The sequence below is a fragment of the Streptomyces sp. NPDC048612 genome, from assembly GCF_043199295.1.
Classification (GTDB): domain Bacteria; phylum Actinomycetota; class Actinomycetes; order Streptomycetales; family Streptomycetaceae; genus Streptomyces.
On sequence record NZ_JBICVV010000011.1, the window covers coordinates 232,196 to 251,204 of the forward strand.

Annotated in this window: 13 protein-coding genes and 2 pseudogenes; 9 read left to right on the top strand and 6 right to left on the bottom strand. The window is 68.1% G+C overall.

What is annotated here, in order from left to right:
- Window positions 1-183: 183 nt before the first annotated feature.
- Window positions 184-1,335 carry a Dyp-type peroxidase gene (locus tag ACGFN2_RS19480; protein ID WP_362614748.1) on the bottom strand — a complete coding sequence of 384 codons (1,152 nt, stop codon included), beginning with the start codon at window positions 1,333-1,335 and terminating at the stop codon, window positions 184-186.
- Between the two features lie 119 nt (window positions 1,336-1,454).
- Here ACGFN2_RS19480 and ACGFN2_RS19485 point away from each other — a divergent pair, with 119 nt between their 5' ends.
- On the top strand, window positions 1,455-2,798 hold the full coding sequence (locus tag ACGFN2_RS19485; protein WP_393361994.1) for a nitrous oxide reductase family maturation protein NosD: 1,344 nt from the start codon (window positions 1,455-1,457) through the stop codon (window positions 2,796-2,798).
- A gap of 7 nt (window positions 2,799-2,805) precedes the next feature.
- Here the strand turns inward: ACGFN2_RS19485 and ACGFN2_RS19490 are convergent, their stop codons facing one another.
- From ACGFN2_RS19490 to ACGFN2_RS19500, 3 genes are all read right to left on the bottom strand, one after another.
- Complete coding sequence (locus ACGFN2_RS19490; protein ID WP_393361997.1) at window positions 2,806-3,501, bottom strand: hypothetical protein; 696 nt, start codon at window positions 3,499-3,501, stop codon at window positions 2,806-2,808.
- Between the two features lie 286 nt (window positions 3,502-3,787).
- Window positions 3,788-6,289 carry an SdrD B-like domain-containing protein gene (locus ACGFN2_RS19495; RefSeq protein WP_393362040.1) on the bottom strand — a complete coding sequence of 834 codons (2,502 nt, stop codon included), beginning with the start codon at window positions 6,287-6,289 and terminating at the stop codon, window positions 3,788-3,790.
- Between the two features lie 741 nt (window positions 6,290-7,030).
- Window positions 7,031-8,005, bottom strand: a complete 975-nt coding sequence (locus ACGFN2_RS19500; protein ID WP_393362000.1) for a LysR family transcriptional regulator — start codon at window positions 8,003-8,005, stop codon at window positions 7,031-7,033.
- Window positions 8,006-8,362: 357 nt separating this feature from the next.
- Here ACGFN2_RS19500 and ACGFN2_RS19505 point away from each other — a divergent pair, with 357 nt between their 5' ends.
- Window positions 8,363-9,487, top strand: coding sequence for a homogentisate 1,2-dioxygenase (locus ACGFN2_RS19505; protein WP_393362003.1), 1,125 nt, complete (start codon window positions 8,363-8,365; stop codon window positions 9,485-9,487).
- 655 nt (window positions 9,488-10,142) lie between these two features.
- The gene (locus tag ACGFN2_RS19510; RefSeq protein WP_393362006.1) at window positions 10,143-11,351 is read left to right on the top strand and encodes an RICIN domain-containing protein; all 1,209 of its coding nucleotides are present in this window, start codon (window positions 10,143-10,145) and stop codon (window positions 11,349-11,351) included.
- Window positions 11,352-11,700: 349 nt separating this feature from the next.
- Here the strand turns inward: ACGFN2_RS19510 and ACGFN2_RS19515 are convergent, their stop codons facing one another.
- Window positions 11,701-11,922 carry a hypothetical protein gene (locus tag ACGFN2_RS19515; RefSeq protein ID WP_393362009.1) on the bottom strand — a complete coding sequence of 74 codons (222 nt, stop codon included), beginning with the start codon at window positions 11,920-11,922 and terminating at the stop codon, window positions 11,701-11,703.
- A gap of 361 nt (window positions 11,923-12,283) precedes the next feature.
- Window positions 12,284-12,622 carry a hypothetical protein gene (locus ACGFN2_RS19520; RefSeq protein WP_393362011.1) on the bottom strand — a complete coding sequence of 113 codons (339 nt, stop codon included), beginning with the start codon at window positions 12,620-12,622 and terminating at the stop codon, window positions 12,284-12,286.
- Window positions 12,623-12,780: 158 nt separating this feature from the next.
- On the opposite strand from ACGFN2_RS19520, the pseudogene ACGFN2_RS19525 reads away from it, so the two are divergent.
- From ACGFN2_RS19525 to ACGFN2_RS19550, 6 genes and pseudogenes are all read left to right on the top strand, one after another.
- Window positions 12,781-13,119: pseudogene (locus tag ACGFN2_RS19525) on the top strand (GAF domain-containing protein); the annotation flags it as partial.
- Window positions 13,120-13,170: 51 nt separating this feature from the next.
- Complete coding sequence (locus ACGFN2_RS19530) at window positions 13,171-14,355, top strand: SpoIIE family protein phosphatase (protein ID WP_393362043.1); 1,185 nt, start codon at window positions 13,171-13,173, stop codon at window positions 14,353-14,355.
- Between the two features lie 571 nt (window positions 14,356-14,926).
- Window positions 14,927-15,418, top strand: a complete 492-nt coding sequence (locus tag ACGFN2_RS19535; protein ID WP_393362014.1) for a DUF2975 domain-containing protein — start codon at window positions 14,927-14,929, stop codon at window positions 15,416-15,418.
- Entirely contained in the window at window positions 15,418-15,705 is a 288-nt protein-coding gene (locus ACGFN2_RS19540) for a helix-turn-helix domain-containing protein (protein ID WP_393362017.1), read from the top strand. The genes ACGFN2_RS19535 and ACGFN2_RS19540 overlap by 1 nt, the downstream gene beginning before the upstream one ends.
- Window positions 15,706-15,937: 232 nt before the next feature.
- The gene (locus tag ACGFN2_RS19545; RefSeq protein WP_393362020.1) at window positions 15,938-17,095 is read left to right on the top strand and encodes an FAD-dependent oxidoreductase; all 1,158 of its coding nucleotides are present in this window, start codon (window positions 15,938-15,940) and stop codon (window positions 17,093-17,095) included.
- Between the two features lie 515 nt (window positions 17,096-17,610).
- A pseudogene (locus tag ACGFN2_RS19550) lies at window positions 17,611-18,893 on the top strand (IS701 family transposase).
- Window positions 18,894-19,009: the final 116 nt, after the last annotated feature.

Sequence of the window (19,009 nt, forward strand, 5' to 3'; positions counted from 1 at the left end):
CCGGCCCTGGTCGAAACGTACTGGCGCCGGGGCGACTGCAGGAGCGCGTGTGCTCTGGGCAGGTCGTGCAGGGTGCCGATGCCGGGCAGGAGCAGGGTGGTGGGCACCGCGTGGGTCACCGCGTCGTAGACGGCCACCCTGCTTCCGCCCCGGCTGACGGCCACGGCGCCGTCGTCGGCCTGCTCAGGGGAACGTCTTGGCGCCGAGCGGGTGTTGTCGGTCGAAGCCCGGGAGGATGAGGAAGGTTGCGCTGGCGGTGGTGGTGGTGAATCGCAGCAGGGCGTCGGAATCATCCATGTGGGCAAGGGTGTTGGTGAACGTGCGGATGTCGTTCTGGAAGCTGATGAAGAGCAGGCCGGGGGTGGGCGCGTCGGTGCTGTAGGAGCGGCGGAGCATGAGGCCGACGCCGACCGCGTTGGGGTTGGCCCGGCGGACGTGGGCGTCGGCCGGGATGAGGTAGCGCCCGTCCGGTGTTTTGGCGCCGAGGTTCGGGTCCCAGGCCGCGGTCCCGCCGGAGAGGGGCACGCCGGTGGCTCTGCGCCGGCCGAAGACCGCCTCCTGGTCCGCGACGGAGAGCGCGGTGAACCGCGGCAGGTCGAGTTCCATGCGCCGTACTACGGCGATCGTGCCGCCGACTACGGGAGCCGGTCCGGCCAGCCACAGGTGGCGTTGGTGTTCGGCCACAGTGTGCGGGCCTACGATGCCGTCGATGAAGCCGAGCAGGTTTCGTGGCACGGAGATGCCTTTGTCCACGGGGATGTTCGGGCCGCGACGTCCGGACTGCCGCCAGCGTTCACGTATCCGGTGACCGGCCTGCTCCAGAAGCGCGGTGGCGACGACCGGTAACAGCAAGGGGTCGCCGGCGCAGATCTGGATCAACAGGTCCCCGCCGCGGGCCTGCGGGGCGATCTTCTCGCGGGAGAACCGGGGGAGGTCGGCCGCGCCGGGCAGAGCGGGATCGGCCATGCGCACCAGCCGTGGGCCCACCCCGATCGTCACGGTGAGATCGCCCGGCGGCAGGCCCAGCAGTCGTGGGTCGGTTCCGGTGGTGAGCGCGTGAACGGCCTGACCGAGTTCGGCCAGCAGCGGGCCGACGGACACGGCTTCACCGAGGTCGGCCACCACCGCCAGGAGGTTCGGCTGGGCCGGTTGCGGGAGCGTGATGCCTGCCTGATGGCGGCCGGTCGGCCGCACCCGTGTGGGCGAAGCGGGGGAAGAACGCCGGCTTGGCTGAGGTCCAGGCGATTCGCACCCAGCGGTGAGCCCGGTGGTGGCCATGGCCCCGGTGGCACCGATGAACGCGCGGCGTGAAGGAGAGGAGTCGGCTCGGCTCACGGCGTGCAGAATGCCATATCCGTTCCGGCGGAGGGCGAGTTCGCCGAATGCCATATCCGTTCTGGGGAAGGCGAGTTGGTCGGCCTTCGTACAGCACGGCTTGATGCCAGGATGACGCCATGCCTCGTCTCCGTCTTCGCGTGATGGTCGCGTTACTGAGCACACTGACCTGCGTACTGGCGGGCTGCGGACCCGGCGACGACGGGTCGAACCACGGCCGGCGACCACCCGGCGCACACGTGACGATCAGAGTCCCGGCTGACGCCCCGACGATCTCGGATGCGGTGTCTCTCGCTCGCCCCGGCGACCTGGTGTTGGTCGCGCCGGGCGGGTACCACGAGTCGGTGAAGGTCTCCACGCCTCGGGTCACTCTGCGTGGTGAGTCCCGGGACAAGGTCGTCATCGACGGGCGGTTGCAGCAACCGAACGGCATTGTCGTCACCGCGCCCGGGGTGGCCGTGGAGAACCTGACCGTGCAGAACAACACGCAGAACGGGGTCCTGGTGACCGGTTCGGCGAAAGCGGTCGCCGGGCTACCGGGGCGTTCCGGGGGCTACGACACCGGCGATGAGCCGGTCACCTTCCTCAAGTCGTTCCTGGTCTCCCACGTGACCGCGACCCGCAACGGCCTGTACGGCATCTACGCGTTCTCCGCACAGAACGGTGTCATCGAGCGCTCGTACGCGTCCGGCGGGGCCGACTCGGGGATCTACGTCGGACAGTGCAAGCCCTGTCGCATCGTGGTGCGGGACAACATCGCCGAACTCAACGCGATCGGTTACGAAGGCACCAACGCCAGCGAGGACATGTACGTGGTCGGCAACCGCCTGGTCGGCAACCGAGTCGGCCTGACCACCGACTCCGACCACCAGGAGAAGCTGCTCCCACAGCGGGGCGCCCTCATCGCCGGCAATCTGATCGCTGCCAACCAGCAGCGGGCCACCCCGGAGCAGGCCGACGGCGGGTGGGGCACCGGCATCGGGATCGACGGCGGCAGCGACAACGAATTCCTCCGCAACCGCATCGCCGACAACAGCAACGCCGGGCTGGTGATCACCGCAACCGCCGACGTGCCTCCGGTCGGCAACCAGATCGTGGACAACACGTTCACCCGCAACGGCATCGACGTCGGCTGGACGTTCCCCACCGCCACACGGGGACGGGGCAACTGCCTGCGAGGCAACAATATGCGCACCACCGTGCCCGCCCGGCTCGCGACCACCGAGTCCTGTCCACTGCGGGCCAAGTCGCCCTCGCCGGCCGGTAAGTGGGCGATGCCGACGGCGCCAGGCGGCATCCCGTTCACCGAGGTCGCAGCGCCGGGTCCACAGCCGCAGTTCCCCCACGCCGCCACTACGGGCGCCACCACCGTCCCGGCCGTTCCGGCCCTGCCGAAGACGGCAGGCATCCCACTGCCGTCAGCGTCCCTGCTCGCCGCGCACGCGCGGGTGCAGACGTCCTGAGCAGCGGCTACCGGGCCGGGGTGGCTCCGGGTACCGGTTTGACCGGAACGTACTCCTGGGTGTCGAAATCGATAAGCACCGGCTGCGACTCGGAAGCCACGCTGACGCGGACCCGGTACATGGTGCCGTCCGAGCCGACCCAGTAACGCACGTTGCCCGCCGTACCGGAGCGGTCAGGGGAGGACGGCCCGGTCATGACGTCCACCGGATGCCCGTCCACCTGGTCTCGTCCCCACCAGGCGGCGCCGTTCTGCGGCAGCAGTTGGGCATTGTCCGGCCGGTCGCTGCCGAGCTTGAGCGCGATGGTCAGCGAACTGTCCAGCGCGCTACCGGAGGACAGCAGCGGACGGCTGTGCCAGGCCGAGCGGGGCGGCGACGCGGGTGCGTGCGCCGGGGCGTTCGCCATCGGGTGGACAGACACCGAGGTGGCCGTCCACCCGATCAGGCCGTCGCTGGCTGTGTCGCGCCCGGTGCCGTGCACCACGCCGTAGCCGCGCTTGCCTTGGTAGTCGACGGACCCGGTGATGATCAGCCTGCCGGCGGTGCCGGGCACGGTGATCGTCACCGCGCGGCCGTGCGCCTGGTAGTTACGGAACCGCGTGATCGCCAGCCGGTTCACCTCGTCCGAAGTCAGTGCGCGCGGACCGCTGGGACCGGAGCCGCCGTCGGCGACCAGGAACGCGGCCACCGCGACGGCCGCCACGCCGATGACGGCTGCCGCGCGGCGTGGCCGCAGCCATCGGCGCCGGTCAGCCGCACGGCCCGGTAGAGCTTGCTGGAGTCTCCCGCGCTGTACACGGCTCGACGCTGACACTCTTCTGATCCACCCTCTCGATCACCGCACTGCTCGGCCGCCGCACGGTCGCGGAGGCACTCGGCAGCCCAGTGACAGGCGACGCCAAGGCCGGCCCTCGTGGACCGGCCGGGACGTGATCCGCCTGCCCGCGTCATCCGGACCGCGGGCAGGCAGATCACTGTGTTCGGTTCGTTCAGTGTTTCTGGGCGCGGTGCTTCCGGCTCCTGATCACGATGACCAGGCCCGCACCCACCAGCAGACCGACCAGGGCGATCATCTGTGGCAGTCCGGACATTCCGGTGTGTGCCATCGAACCCCTGCGCCCACCGGCAGGGGCCGGGCGGTGGGCAGGCGGCGCGGGTGGCGGCGGTGTCGCGGCCGGTGGCGAACTCGGCGTCGAGGTCGAGGTCGGGGCCGAAGTCGACGTCGAAGTCGGCGCCTCGGTGGGCGTCGAAGTCGGCGTCTCGGTAGGTGTCGGAGTCGGAGTCGGCGTCTGGGTAGGTGTCTCAGTAGGTGTCGGAGTCGGCGTGGCCTTCGGGATGTACACACCGGCGTCGATCGTGTGGTCGACGCCGCCCGGCTTGTCCGGCGCCGTGACAGACGCGTGGCCGTTGCACAGCCGCCCGGTGGTCGGTGGTGTCACATTGGAGTCGTGCGCACGGCTGGCACCGGCTCGCGGGAGCGTGAACCGCAGCTCGTCCGCCGAGGGCCGGCCGGGCACCTTGCCGGTATCTGCGGTGCACACGTCGAACTGAACCGTGTACTTCGCACCTGGTGCGAGTTGGTACTCAGCGCCGACACCACCGAAGTAGTACTCACCGGCGGCATTGGTCCTGGTCGTGGCGACCTGTTTGCCGTCCGCGTCCAGCAGGTTGATCGTCGCCCCCGGCAGCAGCACATGCCCCGGGTCCTGAATCCCGTTGTGGTCGCCGTCGAACCACACGACGTTGCCGATCTGGATCGGCGCGTTCGCGGCCGCGTAGGCGATGCCACCGAGCCCACCGGCCTTGCCGAACCCGCCTTGTTCCCGGCTGACGAACTGGAACCCGTTGGCGGTCGGGTTGTTGCCCGGGCCCTGACCGGTCGTGATGTCGTGATAACCGGTCCCTGAGGTCGCGACGTTGACGACCGGGTCGAACTCCGTGCTGACGACCCACTGCTGCTGCGGGATATAGGCCACCGACCCCAGCGCGGTCTCCTGGTGCGCGTTGGCGTAGAAGTCGCCCGGGAAGTATTCGACGACATCGGCGGGCTGGCCGCCATTGTTGGCGGAGGTGGCGTGGTTGGGGCAGCTCCCGGTGCCTTCCCACTCGTATTCACCGGTGGGAGTGGCGCAGACCATGGTGATGTCACCACCGGACATGGCGTTTTCCGCCGTGTCGTTCCCCGGGCGAGGGTCCAGCCCTCCCCAACTGAGCACGTCCATGAACCGGTCGCGGAAACCCAGGATCATCGAGCCGTCCCGGGCGAAAGCGAGGGAAGCCAGCTCAGGCTGTGGATCAATGAAGACGCCCCCCGCCTTCCGGTCGTCCCACGTGTCCAGGCTGGTGTTCCACGGGTTCCAGTGGGTGGCCTTGTCGCCGGAACCGAAGACGCTGCCGCGTTTGTCCGTGAGCGGGTGGCTCAGCACCGTGGTGAACCGCTTGCCGTCGTAGGTGGAGACGAAGGCTTTCAGGTCCGCGCGCTGCTGCGTGCTCTCCGCGCTGCACACACCGCCGACGTACAGCGTGTTGTTGTGAACCTGGAGACCGAACGGCCGCCAGTCATCGGGGCTCGCGCACCCCGGGTCCGGGATCGGAACCGTCGACTCGGGCGCCGCGGCGGTGGCCCCTGTCGCGTCGAAGCTCACCAGGCTGCGGGTCCGCAGGTTCACCGCATACAGCGTGGAGCCGTCCTCCGACAGGGCCAGGCCACCGATGCTCTCCTTGCCCGGTGCGTCGGTGAACCCGGAATCCTTGATCATGTTGGCGGTGTCGTGCCGCGTCACCGCGGCGTCCGGCACCCGCGCGAACAGCTCCGGCGCACCCGAGCCGCTGACCGGCACCGTGTAGATCGCGCCCCCACCCTGCGGCCCGTACGGGGCGTACCGGCGGGCGAACGCGCTCTGGAACAGCCGGCTCCGGTGCGTGTCGTAGGCCAACGCGAACGTCGTGCCCACCTGGTCCTGCGTGGCCAGCGTGGCCGGGCACGCCACATCTGCGGGACATGTGCCCCGGGTCTTCGTCCCGAAGGCCACCAAGGCCCGGTTGTCGGTCCCGTTGGCGCCGTTGTGGACCGGTACGAAGTACCGCGAGTCCGGGAGCGCGTAGTCGGCCGGGTCCCACACCCCCGTCACCACCGAGGCGTTCTTTCCGTCCGACACATCCACGAACGACGTGAAGCTGTCGAAGTGGTTGTCCGCCGTCGAGGCAGGAGCCGCCCGCAGGTAGTCGCTGTACGGGGCCGGGATGCTGACGTCGACGCGGTATTGGCCGCCGCTCAACACGGCCGACCGCGGCACCACGACCTTTCCGGTGGCATCCGTGACGCCGGTGACCTCGTGCCCAGCGGGATCGGAGATCTCCACCTTCATGCCCCGCTGTGGGACGTCCATCGTCGTGTTGAGCACGCCGGTGCCGAAGAAGTCGCGCAGCACCTGAACCGTCAGCGTGCCGTCGGCGGTCGAAGCGGCGGCCGGGCCGGTCGTCGCTCCCACGACGCCGCCGGCCAGCAAGAGAACGGATAACCCTATGCGCACCAGCGGCTCCACAAACCTCCGGGCCGACCGGCGAGAGTCTCTGCCGACTCGGTTCATGGCATCACACTCCACACTTTTCTTGTCAGGAAAACGAAGCACCTGCTTCTCGCTGCACGTCCGCTTCGTGGCCATGGATGCGGACTCCGGCGCGAACGCCACAGAAAAGAAAGAGGGTCCACGCTGCTGCGTGGACCGCTTTGTGGTGATCGCTTGAGGATATTGCAGGCGCGCGGTAAGCGTCGCAGGCCTGAAAAAGCGAACGCACGTTCAGGACCTTGGGCAGGACGAATCTGGATTGCATGTTCTCGCAACTCCATCACGGCGCCCTCGCCCCCACCGCCGACCCCGACACCTCACCGACCGCCATCGCGAGCAGCGCGCGACATCCTATCCGCTGACGTCTCGCCGTCACCAGCAGAATTCCTGGAATCCACCGGGAATCACGAAAGTTCCCAAGTACCCAGAGAATGACGACCGGAAGAATGTACGAAAGCGACATGGAGACTGGATGCGGTCCCATTGGGCACTTCCCGTTCTCAGCGAAGCCAATCTCAAGGAGCGGATATCAAAAGGGCGAACTGCATTCATGGAGACCGCCGTTCATCTGGCGGTCCGGTCGACATAGGCGCCCACCACCCGCCACGCCCTGAACCGACGACAAAGCCTGTCGGCCCCTGCTTGCGAGCCCCAGCCGCATGCTCATGGTTGCGACAGACCGTGGAGTCGACTCTCAGGTCCCACGCGATCGGGTTTCGGGAGCCACCAGTTGGTGCTCGGGGGACGGTGCCAGTGGTGGGTCCGGGCGTAGGTGTGGATGAGTTCCAGGGCGCGGTTGAGGGCGGGGTGCGCGGTGGTGGTGTTCCAGACGGCGTGCCAGGGGTAGAGCGGGACGGGGTCGGTCAGGGGCCGGGCGGTGAGGTCGTCGGGGAGGTGCGTGGAGGTGCGGCCGAAGGCCGGGTGGCGGAGGGCTTGGACGGCGGCCAGAGCGGAGGTGCGGCCGTGACCGCGTACGTGTGTCGCCACCTTCAGGCCGAAGGCAGCGACCGCCTGATCGGCCCAGTCGTGCCACTCGGCGGACTCGTCCGCTGAGTGAATCAGGAGCGGGTGATCGGCGAGAGCGGCGAGGGGGACCTCGTCCCGGTCGGCGAGGGGGTGGTCGGCGGGGATGATGACGCCGATGGGGTCCAGGCCCACGGGCATGGTGGCGAGGGCGGCTCCGAGGGGGCAGCCGAGGCCGAAGGGGCGGCCGAAGGCGACGTCGAGGTCGCCGGCGAGGAGGCGGGGCAGTGCTGCGGCCAGGCCGTGGCTCTGGAGCACCTCGAACGGCAGGTCGGGGGCCTGGGTGCGCAGGTGATGAACGAGGAGCGTGGAGGGAAGGCCCTCGGCGACGACATCGATGCGCAGGGGTGTGCAGATGTGGGTGATCTCGTTGACCAGGCGCTCGGCGTCGACGAGGAGGCGTCGGCCGCGTTCGGCGAAGGTCTCGCCGGCGGGGGTGAGGGCGACGTGGCGGCGGTCGCGGGTGAACAGCGGGACGCCGAGTCGCTTCTCCAGGGTTCTGATCTGGGCGGAGAGGGTCTGCTGGGCGATGGTGAGCCGGTCCGCGGCCCGGCCGAAGTGGAGTTCGTCGGCGAGGGTGACGGCGTAGCGCACCTGGCGCAGGTCGAGGTCCACAAACCCTCACCGTAACAGTCTGAGGCTGTCACGTGTCCGTTGAACGGTGTTGGACCGGCGGCACGCTGTGGTTGTTGACTCGTGGAGTGAAAGGCGCCAGCGGGGCGCAAACCAAAGGAGTCGTCCAGCAGTTGATCGCTGCATCAAAGGCTGGTGACGTGGCTAGCCAGTGGCCGCGCATACCCACCGGCCCCGCGAGATGCGGTGCGCGGTCGGGGCTGCGTCGCCGCCACGCCTGGCACGGGTGTGGCAGGGCGGGGCCCGTCTCCGGCCCGGCCGCCACGCCACGCCTACCTCTAACTCGCCTACCAGATGGGGCACTTGGCGTTTGCCGGGCGCCCAAGGAGGAGTCGCTTTATGTTCGCGAAGCATGTTCAGGGCCGGATCTCCCGCCAGGCCCATGCCCGGGTGCCGGAGGGCACTTTTGAGGAGCACCACGGCCGTCAGGGGTTCGAGGGCGATGTCTCTCAGCTCTACCACGCCCACCCGACCACGGACTGGCTGCGGGTGGAGGGCCCGATCCGGCCGCGGGGCATCCGGCTCACCGACGTTCCCGCCGCCGACGAACATGACGAGCGGGCCCTGCCGACGCCGCTGATGTTCAACGAGGACATCACGGTCTCGGTGTCGAAGCGGACCGCGCCGATGCCGTACTACTTCCGCAACACCGACGGCGACACCCTGTTGCTGGTCCAGTCGGGCAGCGGCGCCCTCGTCACCGACTACGGCACCCTCGCGTACGGGCCGCTGGAGTACCTGGTGATCCCCAAGGGCACCAACTACCGAATCGTCCCCGACCCCGGCGCCGAGCAGCATGTCACCTACGTGGTGGAGACGCGGGAGCCGATCACGCTCCCCGAGCGGGGGCTGCTGGGGCACTTCCTGCCCTTCGACCGCGGCGTCCTCGACGTCCCCCGGCTCGACGCCGGCATCACCGTGCCCTCCGCGCAGAGTCCGGCCGGCGAGTGGGAGGTGCTCGTCAAGCGCGCGGGCGAACTGTCGTCTATCTTCTACGCCTTCGACCCCGCCGACGTGGAAGGCTGGACCGGCACCCTGGCCCCCTTCCGGCTGCGCCTGGCAGACCTCCGCCCGCTCTCCTGCGAACGCCTCGAAATACCGCCGGTGGCACACGCCACCTTCCAGGCCGGGCAGAACTGGTTCGTCACCATGGCCCCCCGGCCCACCCAGACCGCGGACGACGCGGACAAGGCGCAGCCGGCCCATCGCAACGTCGACTACGACGAGTTGTTCGTCTTCCTCGGCACCGGCGACGGCGACCAGGCCGGGCCGCCGGCGGGGCTGGCGAGCGTCACACCGGCCGGCATGAACCACGGCCCCGACCAGGTCCGCCATGCCAACCCGCGCACCCGGCTGCCGTTCTACGTCTGGAACGTCGACACCGTCCGCCCCCTGCGCTACACCGAAGCCTTCGAAGCCGTCGAGATATCCGACTTCGCCCGCCAAGAGAGCTACCGCGGCTGACCCAAGCCGCCCTGGCCTGCACCCCGCCCGGCCGGCGCGGGATGCAGGCACGAGTTCTGGAGCAACAGGTGAGCGCCATCCGTCAGTGCCAGTTGTCAGCCGATCACCGCCGGCCGATGTGGCTGCGGGAGGAGGCGCGGCCGACCGGTGGGGACTGGCGCGCGGCCCGCGCGGCCTCGCAGGCCACACCCGCGCCGCGATCACCGCACTGCTCCCTCCCTTGAGCTTCCGGCGGGAGCTATACCGTCGACCTGCTCGCGCCGCGCAGGGGCATCAGCAGCAACGGTCCGTACTGGCTGATCGACGCCGGCGGTATCTGCCCGACCGCCCCCCCCCCGGGCCCAGAAAGGCGGGACGCGGGTATAGATCGAGTATTCCTACGGTGGTGCGCATGAGTGCCGCAGCGTTACATTCTGCCTGCTGACCTGCGGTCTATGCCCGGAGATCCTGGAAAGACCCTCCACGGTCCCTTGCGCTCACCGGCGCAGAAGCCGTGGCAGCACCTCCGCAGCGCCACTCACCTGGGCACCCGAGCAAAGTGGGTCCGCCCCACCCGGGACCCAATGGTGCGTGAACGGCTCTGCTGGAACGGAAACGCCTCAGACGATTCCCGCATTACCCCCTTCGTTCATCCCGTGAGGCAAAGGCAAGGATTATGCCCGCACTCAGTCAACGCTGCCTTCCAGCGCGTGCGACCTCCAGAATACTGGCCGCACTTTTCGCCGCTCTGGTGACCGTTATCGCCCCGATCACCCCCACCATCGCTCACGCGGACAGCGGAACGAGCGACCTCTACGTTTCCATCAGCCCAAGGGACAACAGCGGCCTGAGCTTTAAGCACATCGCCCCGATGCTGTGCGAAAACCCTGAACATGCGGAGCCATGGTCTGACGGCGGGGTCCCAGATGGCTCTGGATTCCCTCCGTGTCACCAGAACGGGCCGAACTCCCTCCAGCTTGGACCTGCCGCAACAGAACAGCTGGGATCGTCAAACACCGCGTCGAGTCAACAGTTCACCCTTGCCCCGACCTCCGACGGATCGTTCAACCTGAAGCTCACCGATGAAGGGACCACTGTTTGTCTCGCGGAGCCGTCCAATGGACTGTTCAACGAGCAGCCGTGCCCGACGTCCGGAACGTGGACTCTGCAGCCGGCGAGCGACGGGGCGAACTACTTTCTGATCCGCCATGTCGGGGACAACATGTGCATCGCCCCCACAGGAGAGGTGAGTAGCGGGACCCCGGTGGGCGTGAGCACCTGCGACGGCGGCAGCACGAAGCAGCAGTGGTCCATCGCCACTGCCGACGGCGCAAAGCTGCCCAACCTGACGAACGGCGCTGCGATCGATCTGGGCAGCAACAAGATCACCGTCTGCAACTGGGGAGGTTACGCGGCCAGGGCAACCATCGACTACCAAATCAAGGAGAACCCCGCCGACGACACCGTGACCACGGGGCATCACGCCATCGAATCCTTCCCGGTCCAACAGTGCAGGACGGCAACCCTCCCGGCGGGCAAGATAGTCGCAACGGTAACGCTGCGCAGGTACACCGGCTACAACATGGGTGCCTACGCATTCTCGGACGGCGACGAGGGTTCGTACGCCAACGCCGGGAACGACAAGATCACGGCCGTATACACCCTCGGAGGTGTTCACGCGAACGCCACCTACAACATGTACGGCACGAGCTGCGATTCATCGTCCGGTTTCGAGCAGACCAGTGATAGCCAGGTGGCTTCGACGAATCAGCAAGGCCAGGTGGGATGTAGCGATGGCGCCAGCTACACGAGCACCATCACGAATGCCGTCAGCACCGCTGCGAGTCAACTCATAAACCTCGTCTTTTCCCTGGCGTTTCGGTAGTTTATCCAGGGAGGCACCGCACAACTCGGAAACCTCTTGCAGACACAATGCGGCCCCGACTCCGGCATCCGGATCGGGGCCGTGCTGTTAAAGCACTAGTGGTCCGTGCACCGTCCGCCGTGGCCAGTACTGGCTGATCGACGCCAGCAGCAGCTGATCTCGAACGCCAAGAGTCGTCGTGGCAAGCTCAGCAGACCCGCCTGGAGAGCCGGGGCGAGGCCGCACTGCCCGCAGCACCGTGCTTGTGCCCTCACCCATCATGCTCCGCGCCGGTGGGCCAGACCGGGCGTGCGGCCGCTGGAGCTGGGCGCGGGCAAGCCGGATGCCCCTCGCTGTGCCCCCGGTGCGGTTACTCCGAGGTCTCGTGACCCTCGTCCAGCACACAGATGCGTCCCCACCGGCCGTGCCTGCCCGGGCAGACCCAGGTGAGTCGGGCGGCGTCGCCCTCGCGCACGGCCTGCTCGTCACGGTCCTGGAAGGGCTGGAGGCGGCCGCACAGCTTCGTGCCGAGCTGCGGCTCCGCCGCGTCGCGCCATTCCCTCACCTCCTGCGCCTGCGGATCGGACAGCACGAACGAAATGGCCTTCTCCGCCTCCGCGAAGGCATCGGCCGCGGCGCCTATCCGACCTGGCCCGTCCGGTCTGTATGTATCGCCATCGTCCGGGCCTGCAGAAAGCGTCCCGATGTGCGGGCGGTCGCGCAGCAAGTCACCCCAGGAGTCGGCTGATTGGCGAGAGCCGTCGCGCATGGCCGCGGCACCAAGGCCACTCTTCTGATAGCCAGGGAGGAATGCACACTCACCTCCTTGGCTTTATATTTCTATTGTGGCGCCGAATGCCGATGCCTTCCTGCGTAGCGCCGCTCGTAGTCTCAAGCCCCGAGCGGAGAAGCTGATCGATGCGTTGTTCGAGGGCTTCCGCAGCGAGATTCCCTCACTGTGGGAGGGGGACGACACCGCCCTGACACTCAGCCTTTCCGAACACTTCACTTGTTGGCTGGATGTCCTTGAGCACGGCTTCGATGTGACGGCGATCAGAGCGCCGCCTGCCGCCGTCGAGTCCGCTCGTGGATTCGCTCAGCGTGGTGGACGGGTCAGTGAAATGCTGCATGCCTATCGGATCGGCCTGGCCCGCACCCTTCAGTGGACGCTCGAAGAGCTGGCACGGCTCGCGAAGAATCCCGAGCTGCTCAGCGCGGCAGCGATCAAACTGAGTGCGGTGGCGTTCGAGTTCAACGACCGCATCGCGAAACAGGTAATAGATGCGTACCAAGAGAGCGGGAGCGTCGGCTTCAGTGGCGACTTTCTGTCATCAAGGGGGCCACTGTACGCATCGGAACCACCTTCGACGTCACCCGTACTTCCCAGGAACTGGCAAGCGTCGGCACCGACTACATCGCCGACCTCGTCACCGTCGACCTGCTCGACTCCGTGCTCCAGGGCGAGGGCACGGACCCCTCGCCGGGCCTGTCGACGCTGCGCCGGATCGCCCAACAGTCCGTACTTGAGGGTTGCCCGGAATCCGTCGTCGGACCAGATGAGACACACACTTACCCGCAGGACTCGGAGCCGGCCCGCGCGCTGGCGACCGGAAGCCCCTTGCGGTTGCGCCTCACAGCCACCAACGCCCCGGCGTGGTTGACCGGGCACCCCGATCACGGGCGCCTCCCGAGCACCTACGGCTTCCACTCCCTGCTCGTAGGGCCGTTGTGTGCCCGTGGCACCACTTTGGGTCTCGTACAGTTCGTCCGCCACCGCACCCCTGCCCCTTACAGTGACGACGACCTGCTGCTGGTCCAGGAGATCGCGTCCAGAGCAGCGGTGTACATCGACAACGCCCGTCGGTACACCCACCAGCGTTCCACCGCGCTCACCCTGCAACGCAGTCTGCTGCCGCACCACGTGCCTGAACTGCCCGCAGTCGAGACGGCCTCCCGCTACCTGCCCTGCGGAGCCCACCAGGAGGTGGGCGGGGACTGGTACGACGTGATACCGCTGTCCGGAGCCCGCGTTGCCCTCGTCGTCGGCGATGTGATCGGCCGCGGACTTCATGCCTCAGCCACCATGGGCCGACTGCGAACGGCCGTTCGCACTCTCGCGGACATCGACCTGCCACCCGACGAACTCCTCACCCACCTGGACGACGTCGTCATTCGCCACCAGGGCGAGCAGGAACCAGACACGGACGAGATCAGTGCCACCTGCCTCTATACGGTCTACGACCCGATCTCCCGCCTGTGGTCCCTGTCCAGCGCCGGGCACGTCATGCCGGTCGTGGTGGCCCCCGGGACTACGGACAGCGCTTCGACCGCACGCAAAGTCGACTTCCCGGACCTTCCGATCGGCCCGCCCCTGGGCCTCGGCGGGCTTCCCTTTGAGACAACCCAGTGCGAACTGCCGGAAGGCAGTCTCCTGGCCCTGTACACCGATGGCCTCATCGAAGGCCGTGCCCGTGACGCAGACGCCGGAATCGCCCAGCTGCGCGACGCCCTCGACCAGGCCCCGGCGTCGCTGGAGGACACCTGCGACCTGCTGCTGGCCACACTGCTGCCCAGTCGCCCCTCCGACGACGTCGCCCTCCTTCTGGCACGGAGCCGAGCTCTCGGCGCCGACCACGTCGCGACGTGGGACCTCCCCTCCGATCCAGTGACCGTCTCCGACGCCCGCACCTACGCGCGCGAACAGCTCGCCATCTGGGGGCTTGATGACGCGGCCTTCGCCACAGAACTCATCGTCAGCGAACTGGTGACAAACGCCATCCGCTACGGCAAGGCCCCTATCCGACTTCGCATGATCCGCCAGACAACCCTGATCTGCGAGGTTTTCGATGCCAGCAGCACCGCCCCGCATCTGCGGCGTGCCCGCACATTCGACGAAGGCGGCCGCGGCCTGCTGCTGGTAGCCCAGCTCGCCAGCCAATGGGGCACCCGACATACCCGCGAGGGGAAGGTCATCTGGGCGGAACAGCCCCTCCCCGCAGGCCGGAGCCCCGGGCCCGGCATGTGACGGGTGCGGAGAGACATATCGGGGCCGGGAGCGGATGGCCCGTCAACCTAGGACCTGGCGCCCACGGCCCGCTCACCGCCCTCCGGTTCAAGCGCGCCGCGGCGCATGGCGTGTACGCGTGTGGGTGCGCGTTGCGCCCGTCGCCGCGTAGCGATGACGCTACGGGTCGGAAACGTAACCCGGCCTCATCCCTCGGTCCGAAGGTCAGACCGGAGGATGACTGCCGGGGTGCGGGTGAGCCAAATGGCTGATCCGGGTTTAGGCCCCGCGAACGAAGACCGGGCTGACCTGGCGCTTCAAGAATGGACGTTGCGCCTTCCGCCTCGTTCGCCGTGACTGCCCGTGCGGCGGCCGGAGTCGCGTGGGACGGGCGTCGACCCCGCCGCGGAGGCCGGATCGAGTTTGCCCCTCGGTGCCGTGCTCCAGCCGCTCCACGTGGGCCCTGGAGGCGGCTCGCCTCACTGCGTGAGGAACTCGGGAGGCGCACAGGCGCATCCCGCCGACGGACCCAACTTGCCACCCCTATCGAAATTCGATAGCTTTCTATCGTTATTCGATAGAGGGGGCGACCTTGGGAAAGCTGACAGTGCTCGCGCTTCGCGCCGTGATGGTGGCACTGCACGCCGGGGCGGTGTTCGCCCAGGCGGTGATGGTGGCGATGCTGACAGGCGCTTGGGAGGAGAGCGTCCTTGCGGACCGCCGCACTCCGGTCCTCGTGATCACGGTCCTGGGAGTCGTGACGGCCCAGGTCGTCCTGGTCTGCGTGTGGCGGCTGGTGACGATGGTGCAACGCGGAACCGTGTTCTCCCACGCCGCATTTCGCTACGTCCATCTCGTGATCGGCGCGTTCGTGGCGGCCTCACTCCTGGTGCTCGCGCTCGGAGCGGTCCTGGCGCCTGGCGAGTTCGTGCCCCCGGGCGTCGTGGCCCTGCTGGGCGGGGTCAGCCTGGCGATCTTCGGGAACGCACTCATCGTGCTCGTGCTGCGGATGCTGCTCACACAAGCCGTCGCACGCGACGTCGAGGCGTCGCAGATGGGGGCCGAGTTGGCCGAGGTGATCTGATGCCGATCGCCGTCGACATCGACGTCATGCTGGCCAAGCGGAAGATGTCCGTGGGCGATCTGGCGGACCACGTGGGGATCACACCCGCCAACCTGGCGGTGCTCAAGAACGGCCGCGCCAGGGCGGTGCGCTTCACCACGCTCGCCGCGTTGTGCGAGGTGCTTGAGTGCCAGCCCGGAGACTTGCTGCGCTGGGCGCCCGGTGACCCCAGGGACAGGGACAGGGACAGAGGCAGGGGCGCGCACGAATCCGGAGCATCCCTCCCAGCCGGCTCCCCGCCGCGGTGACCGCAGTCCCGGTAGCCGACCGCCTGCACACGATCACCAGGTACGACGCCCTCGACCACCCCTGCTGCGCGACCCGCTCCGCCTGATCTTCAGCAAGCCCCCGAGTGGCGACCTGACGACGACACCCGCACACCTCATCGCGGCACAGGCCCGGCCGCGCTGCCCGCCGCCGGTCGGCGCCTGCCGCGCGCCGCACACACCGATGACGGACTCCACAAGGAACAGAGCAGACATGACGACAGCACGCCCCTCTTACCGCCTCGCGGGCACAGAGAGTGCCGACGTACTGGTGGTCGGGGCCGGCCTGGCCGGACTCAACACCGCCATACTCCTCGCCCGGCAAGGCCACGACGTGCTCCTGGTCGAACGACGAACGAACCTTGCCGGCGCGATCCGCACCACAGGAATCTTCGTACGGAAGACACTCGACGACTTCCCGCTGCCTCCCGACTGCCTCGGACCACCGATCCGACGCGTCGTCCTCTACCCTCCTGACCTGCGCCGCCCGGTCAGCCTCACCAGCCCCCGCGACGAATACCGGGTGGGCGACATGGCACCACTCTACGAAGCGACGGCCGCCACCGCGGTCGACGCCGGCGTACGCATCGCACTGGGCACGCGCTACGCCGGCCGACAGGGCAACACCTTCCACCTGGCCGGTCGCGACGGACCGACCACGGTCCGGGCCCGCTTCATCGTCGGCGCCGACGGGGCCCGCTCAAGAGTCGCCCGCGACCTCGCTCTCGACCGCAACCACCACATGATCGTCGGCGCCGAAGAGGTCTTCGAACTCCCCGGAAGCGACCAGCCACCGACTTTCCACTGCGTACTCGACCCCTCACTCGCCCCCGGCTATCTGGCCTGGGTGATCAACGACGGGCAACATGCCCACGTCGGAGTCGCAGGCTACGCCGACCGCTATCCAGACGGTCTTCGCCGTGCGATGGAGCAGTTCAGCGCCTCAGCGCCCGGACTGACCGGCATCGAACGTCCCGAAACGGTGGAGCGGCGCGGAGGCCCCATCCCCGTCGGCGGCCTGCTGCGCCGGATCAGCTGCGCCGACGGGCTTCTCGTGGGGGATGCAGCAGGCGCGGTCTCCCCGCTCACCGCCGGCGGCTTGGACCCGTGCCTACGGCAGTCACAGCTCGCGGCCGAGGTCCTCGACGACGCACTGCGCACCGGAAATCCGGACACCATGACCCACTACGACGGAGCCGCGCTCCGCCCCCACTTCCGCGGACGACTCATGCTGCGCGGGATGTTGGCCCGCGTACGGACGCCTGCCACCGCAGCAGCGGGATTCACCCTGCTACGCACACCGTTCGGACGGGCCGCGGCAAGCCGAGTCCTCTTCGGCGACAGGTCCTTCCCCGACCCCACACCCCACTGAACTCACTGACCGAGAGGCCACATCATGCCCACATTCCCCATACCAGCAGCCACGAAGCTCATCACCACGATGGCGGGGCTGGCTGTCGCCTGCGGACTCCTGACGGCTTGCGGTGCCGAGAGGCCCGCCGTGACGTACAAAGCCTGGACCGAAGGAGGCAACCTGCAATCTGTCAGGCACGACTACACCGATGGTCTCAACGGCGCGGTAAGCGCGCCGGCCAAGGTGAGCGGAGCGACATGGAGCACCCAGGAGGACGGCGGCCACACTCCACGCCTCAAGGTCGTGCCTACTGGCAAAGGCGTGGCGCACTGCCTCCTGTTGGAGGGCGACGACCGCGTTCTGGACCAAAAGAAGGGAGCAGCAGGTCGGCTGGTGACATGCTCCGCCCAGCGGTAGCACTTCGTATGGGTGGCAGAGGACTCGCCACCTAGTACTGCAACCGCATGTGGCGTGACGGGGCTTCGCCTTGGTCGTTGGGCTGACTGTGTGATGAATCGTTGACGGTCGCGCAGATCGAGGACTGGCCTGAGGGGATAGCCGGACTCCATAGCCGGTTCTCGGGTCGTTTTGGCAGGTCGGAGCCGCGTGAGCGAGCGCTGGACTACCTGAGTACGCTGCTCGCACCGCTGGAGAAAAGAACGGGTGGACGCTGGCCGAGCAGGCTGGCCAGCGTCGCCCGGACGGTTTCCAACGGCTGCTGAACTTCGCCGACTGGGACGAGAACGCCGTCCGTGACGACGTGCGCGACTTCGTCGTCGAGACGATCGGCACCAAGGACGCGATTCTGATCGGGGACGACGCCGGCTTCCTGAAGAAGGGCGTCAAGTCGGCCGGCGTTCAGCGGCAGTACTCCGGAACAGCCGGCCGCACAGAAAATTGCCAGATCGGCACGTTCCTGGCCTATGCCTCCGCGAAGGGCCGGGCGTTGCTCGACCGGGAGCTGTACATCCCCGTCTCCTGGACCAATGACCGCGAGCGGTGCAGAGCGGCCGGGATCGGCGACGAGGTGCCCTTCGCCACGAAGATCGAGCACTTCAAGTGGATGCTGCAACGCGCCATCGACGCCCGTGTCCCCTTCGCCTGGGTCACCGCGGATGAGGCATACGGCCAGGTCAAGCACGTACGGACCTGGCTGGAGGAACGACATGTCGCCTACGTGCTGGCCACCAAAGTCAACGACACCGTGACTACCACCGACCGCACCGACGCCGAGGTACGTGTCCTGGTCACCAACCTGCCCAGGCAGGCATGGAAACGGGTCTCCGCCGGTGCGGGCGCGCACGGCCACAGGTTCTACGACTGGGCCCGGATTGAGATCCGTCCGGTCTGGGAGAACGGCTTCGGGCACTGGGTCCTGGCCCGCCGCAGCATCAGCGACCCCACCGAGATCGCCTACCACGTCTGCTACGGCCCCGTCACCTCCCGGTTGAAAGACCTGGTCAGGACCGCCGGCGCACGGTGGCAGGTGGAGGAATGCTTCCAGATCGCCAAGGGCGAATGCGGCCTGGACCACTACCAAGTCCGTCTCTACCGGGCCTGGTACCGGCACATCACCCTCGCGATGGCCGCCCTCGCCTACCTCACCGCCACCCGCGCCGCAGAGCCGCAAAAGGGGCAGCGAAGACGACGAGCAAGAGCTCATACCCCTCAGCGTCCCGGAGATCCGCCGACTGATCGGACACGTCGTCGTCACGCCCCGCTGCCACCCCAACGAACACCGCCTGCACTGGTCACACTTCCGACGCCGCAGCCAAGCCCGAGCCCGCCGCTGCCACTACCAACGACGAGGCCATGACCCGCACATGTGGTTGCAGTACTAGGGGCTGTCTGACAATTCCCAGTCCGATCAGCGAGCGTCCGCCGAGCTGGCAGTCCGGAGGTGCGCCGACACCTCAGGGTTTCGCCGGGCAG

Coding starts and splice junctions, on each gene's coding strand:
- ACGFN2_RS19505 (WP_393362003.1), top strand. CDS start 8,363: ATGTTCGCGAAGCATGTTCAGGGCCGGATCTCCCGCCAGGCCCATGCC.
- ACGFN2_RS19545 (WP_393362020.1), top strand. CDS start 15,938: ATGACGACAGCACGCCCCTCTTACCGCCTCGCGGGCACAGAGAGTGCC.
- ACGFN2_RS19510 (WP_393362006.1), top strand. CDS start 10,143: ATGCCCGCACTCAGTCAACGCTGCCTTCCAGCGCGTGCGACCTCCAGA.
- ACGFN2_RS19485 (WP_393361994.1), top strand. CDS start 1,455: ATGCCTCGTCTCCGTCTTCGCGTGATGGTCGCGTTACTGAGCACACTG.
- ACGFN2_RS19540 (WP_393362017.1), top strand. CDS start 15,418: ATGCCGATCGCCGTCGACATCGACGTCATGCTGGCCAAGCGGAAGATG.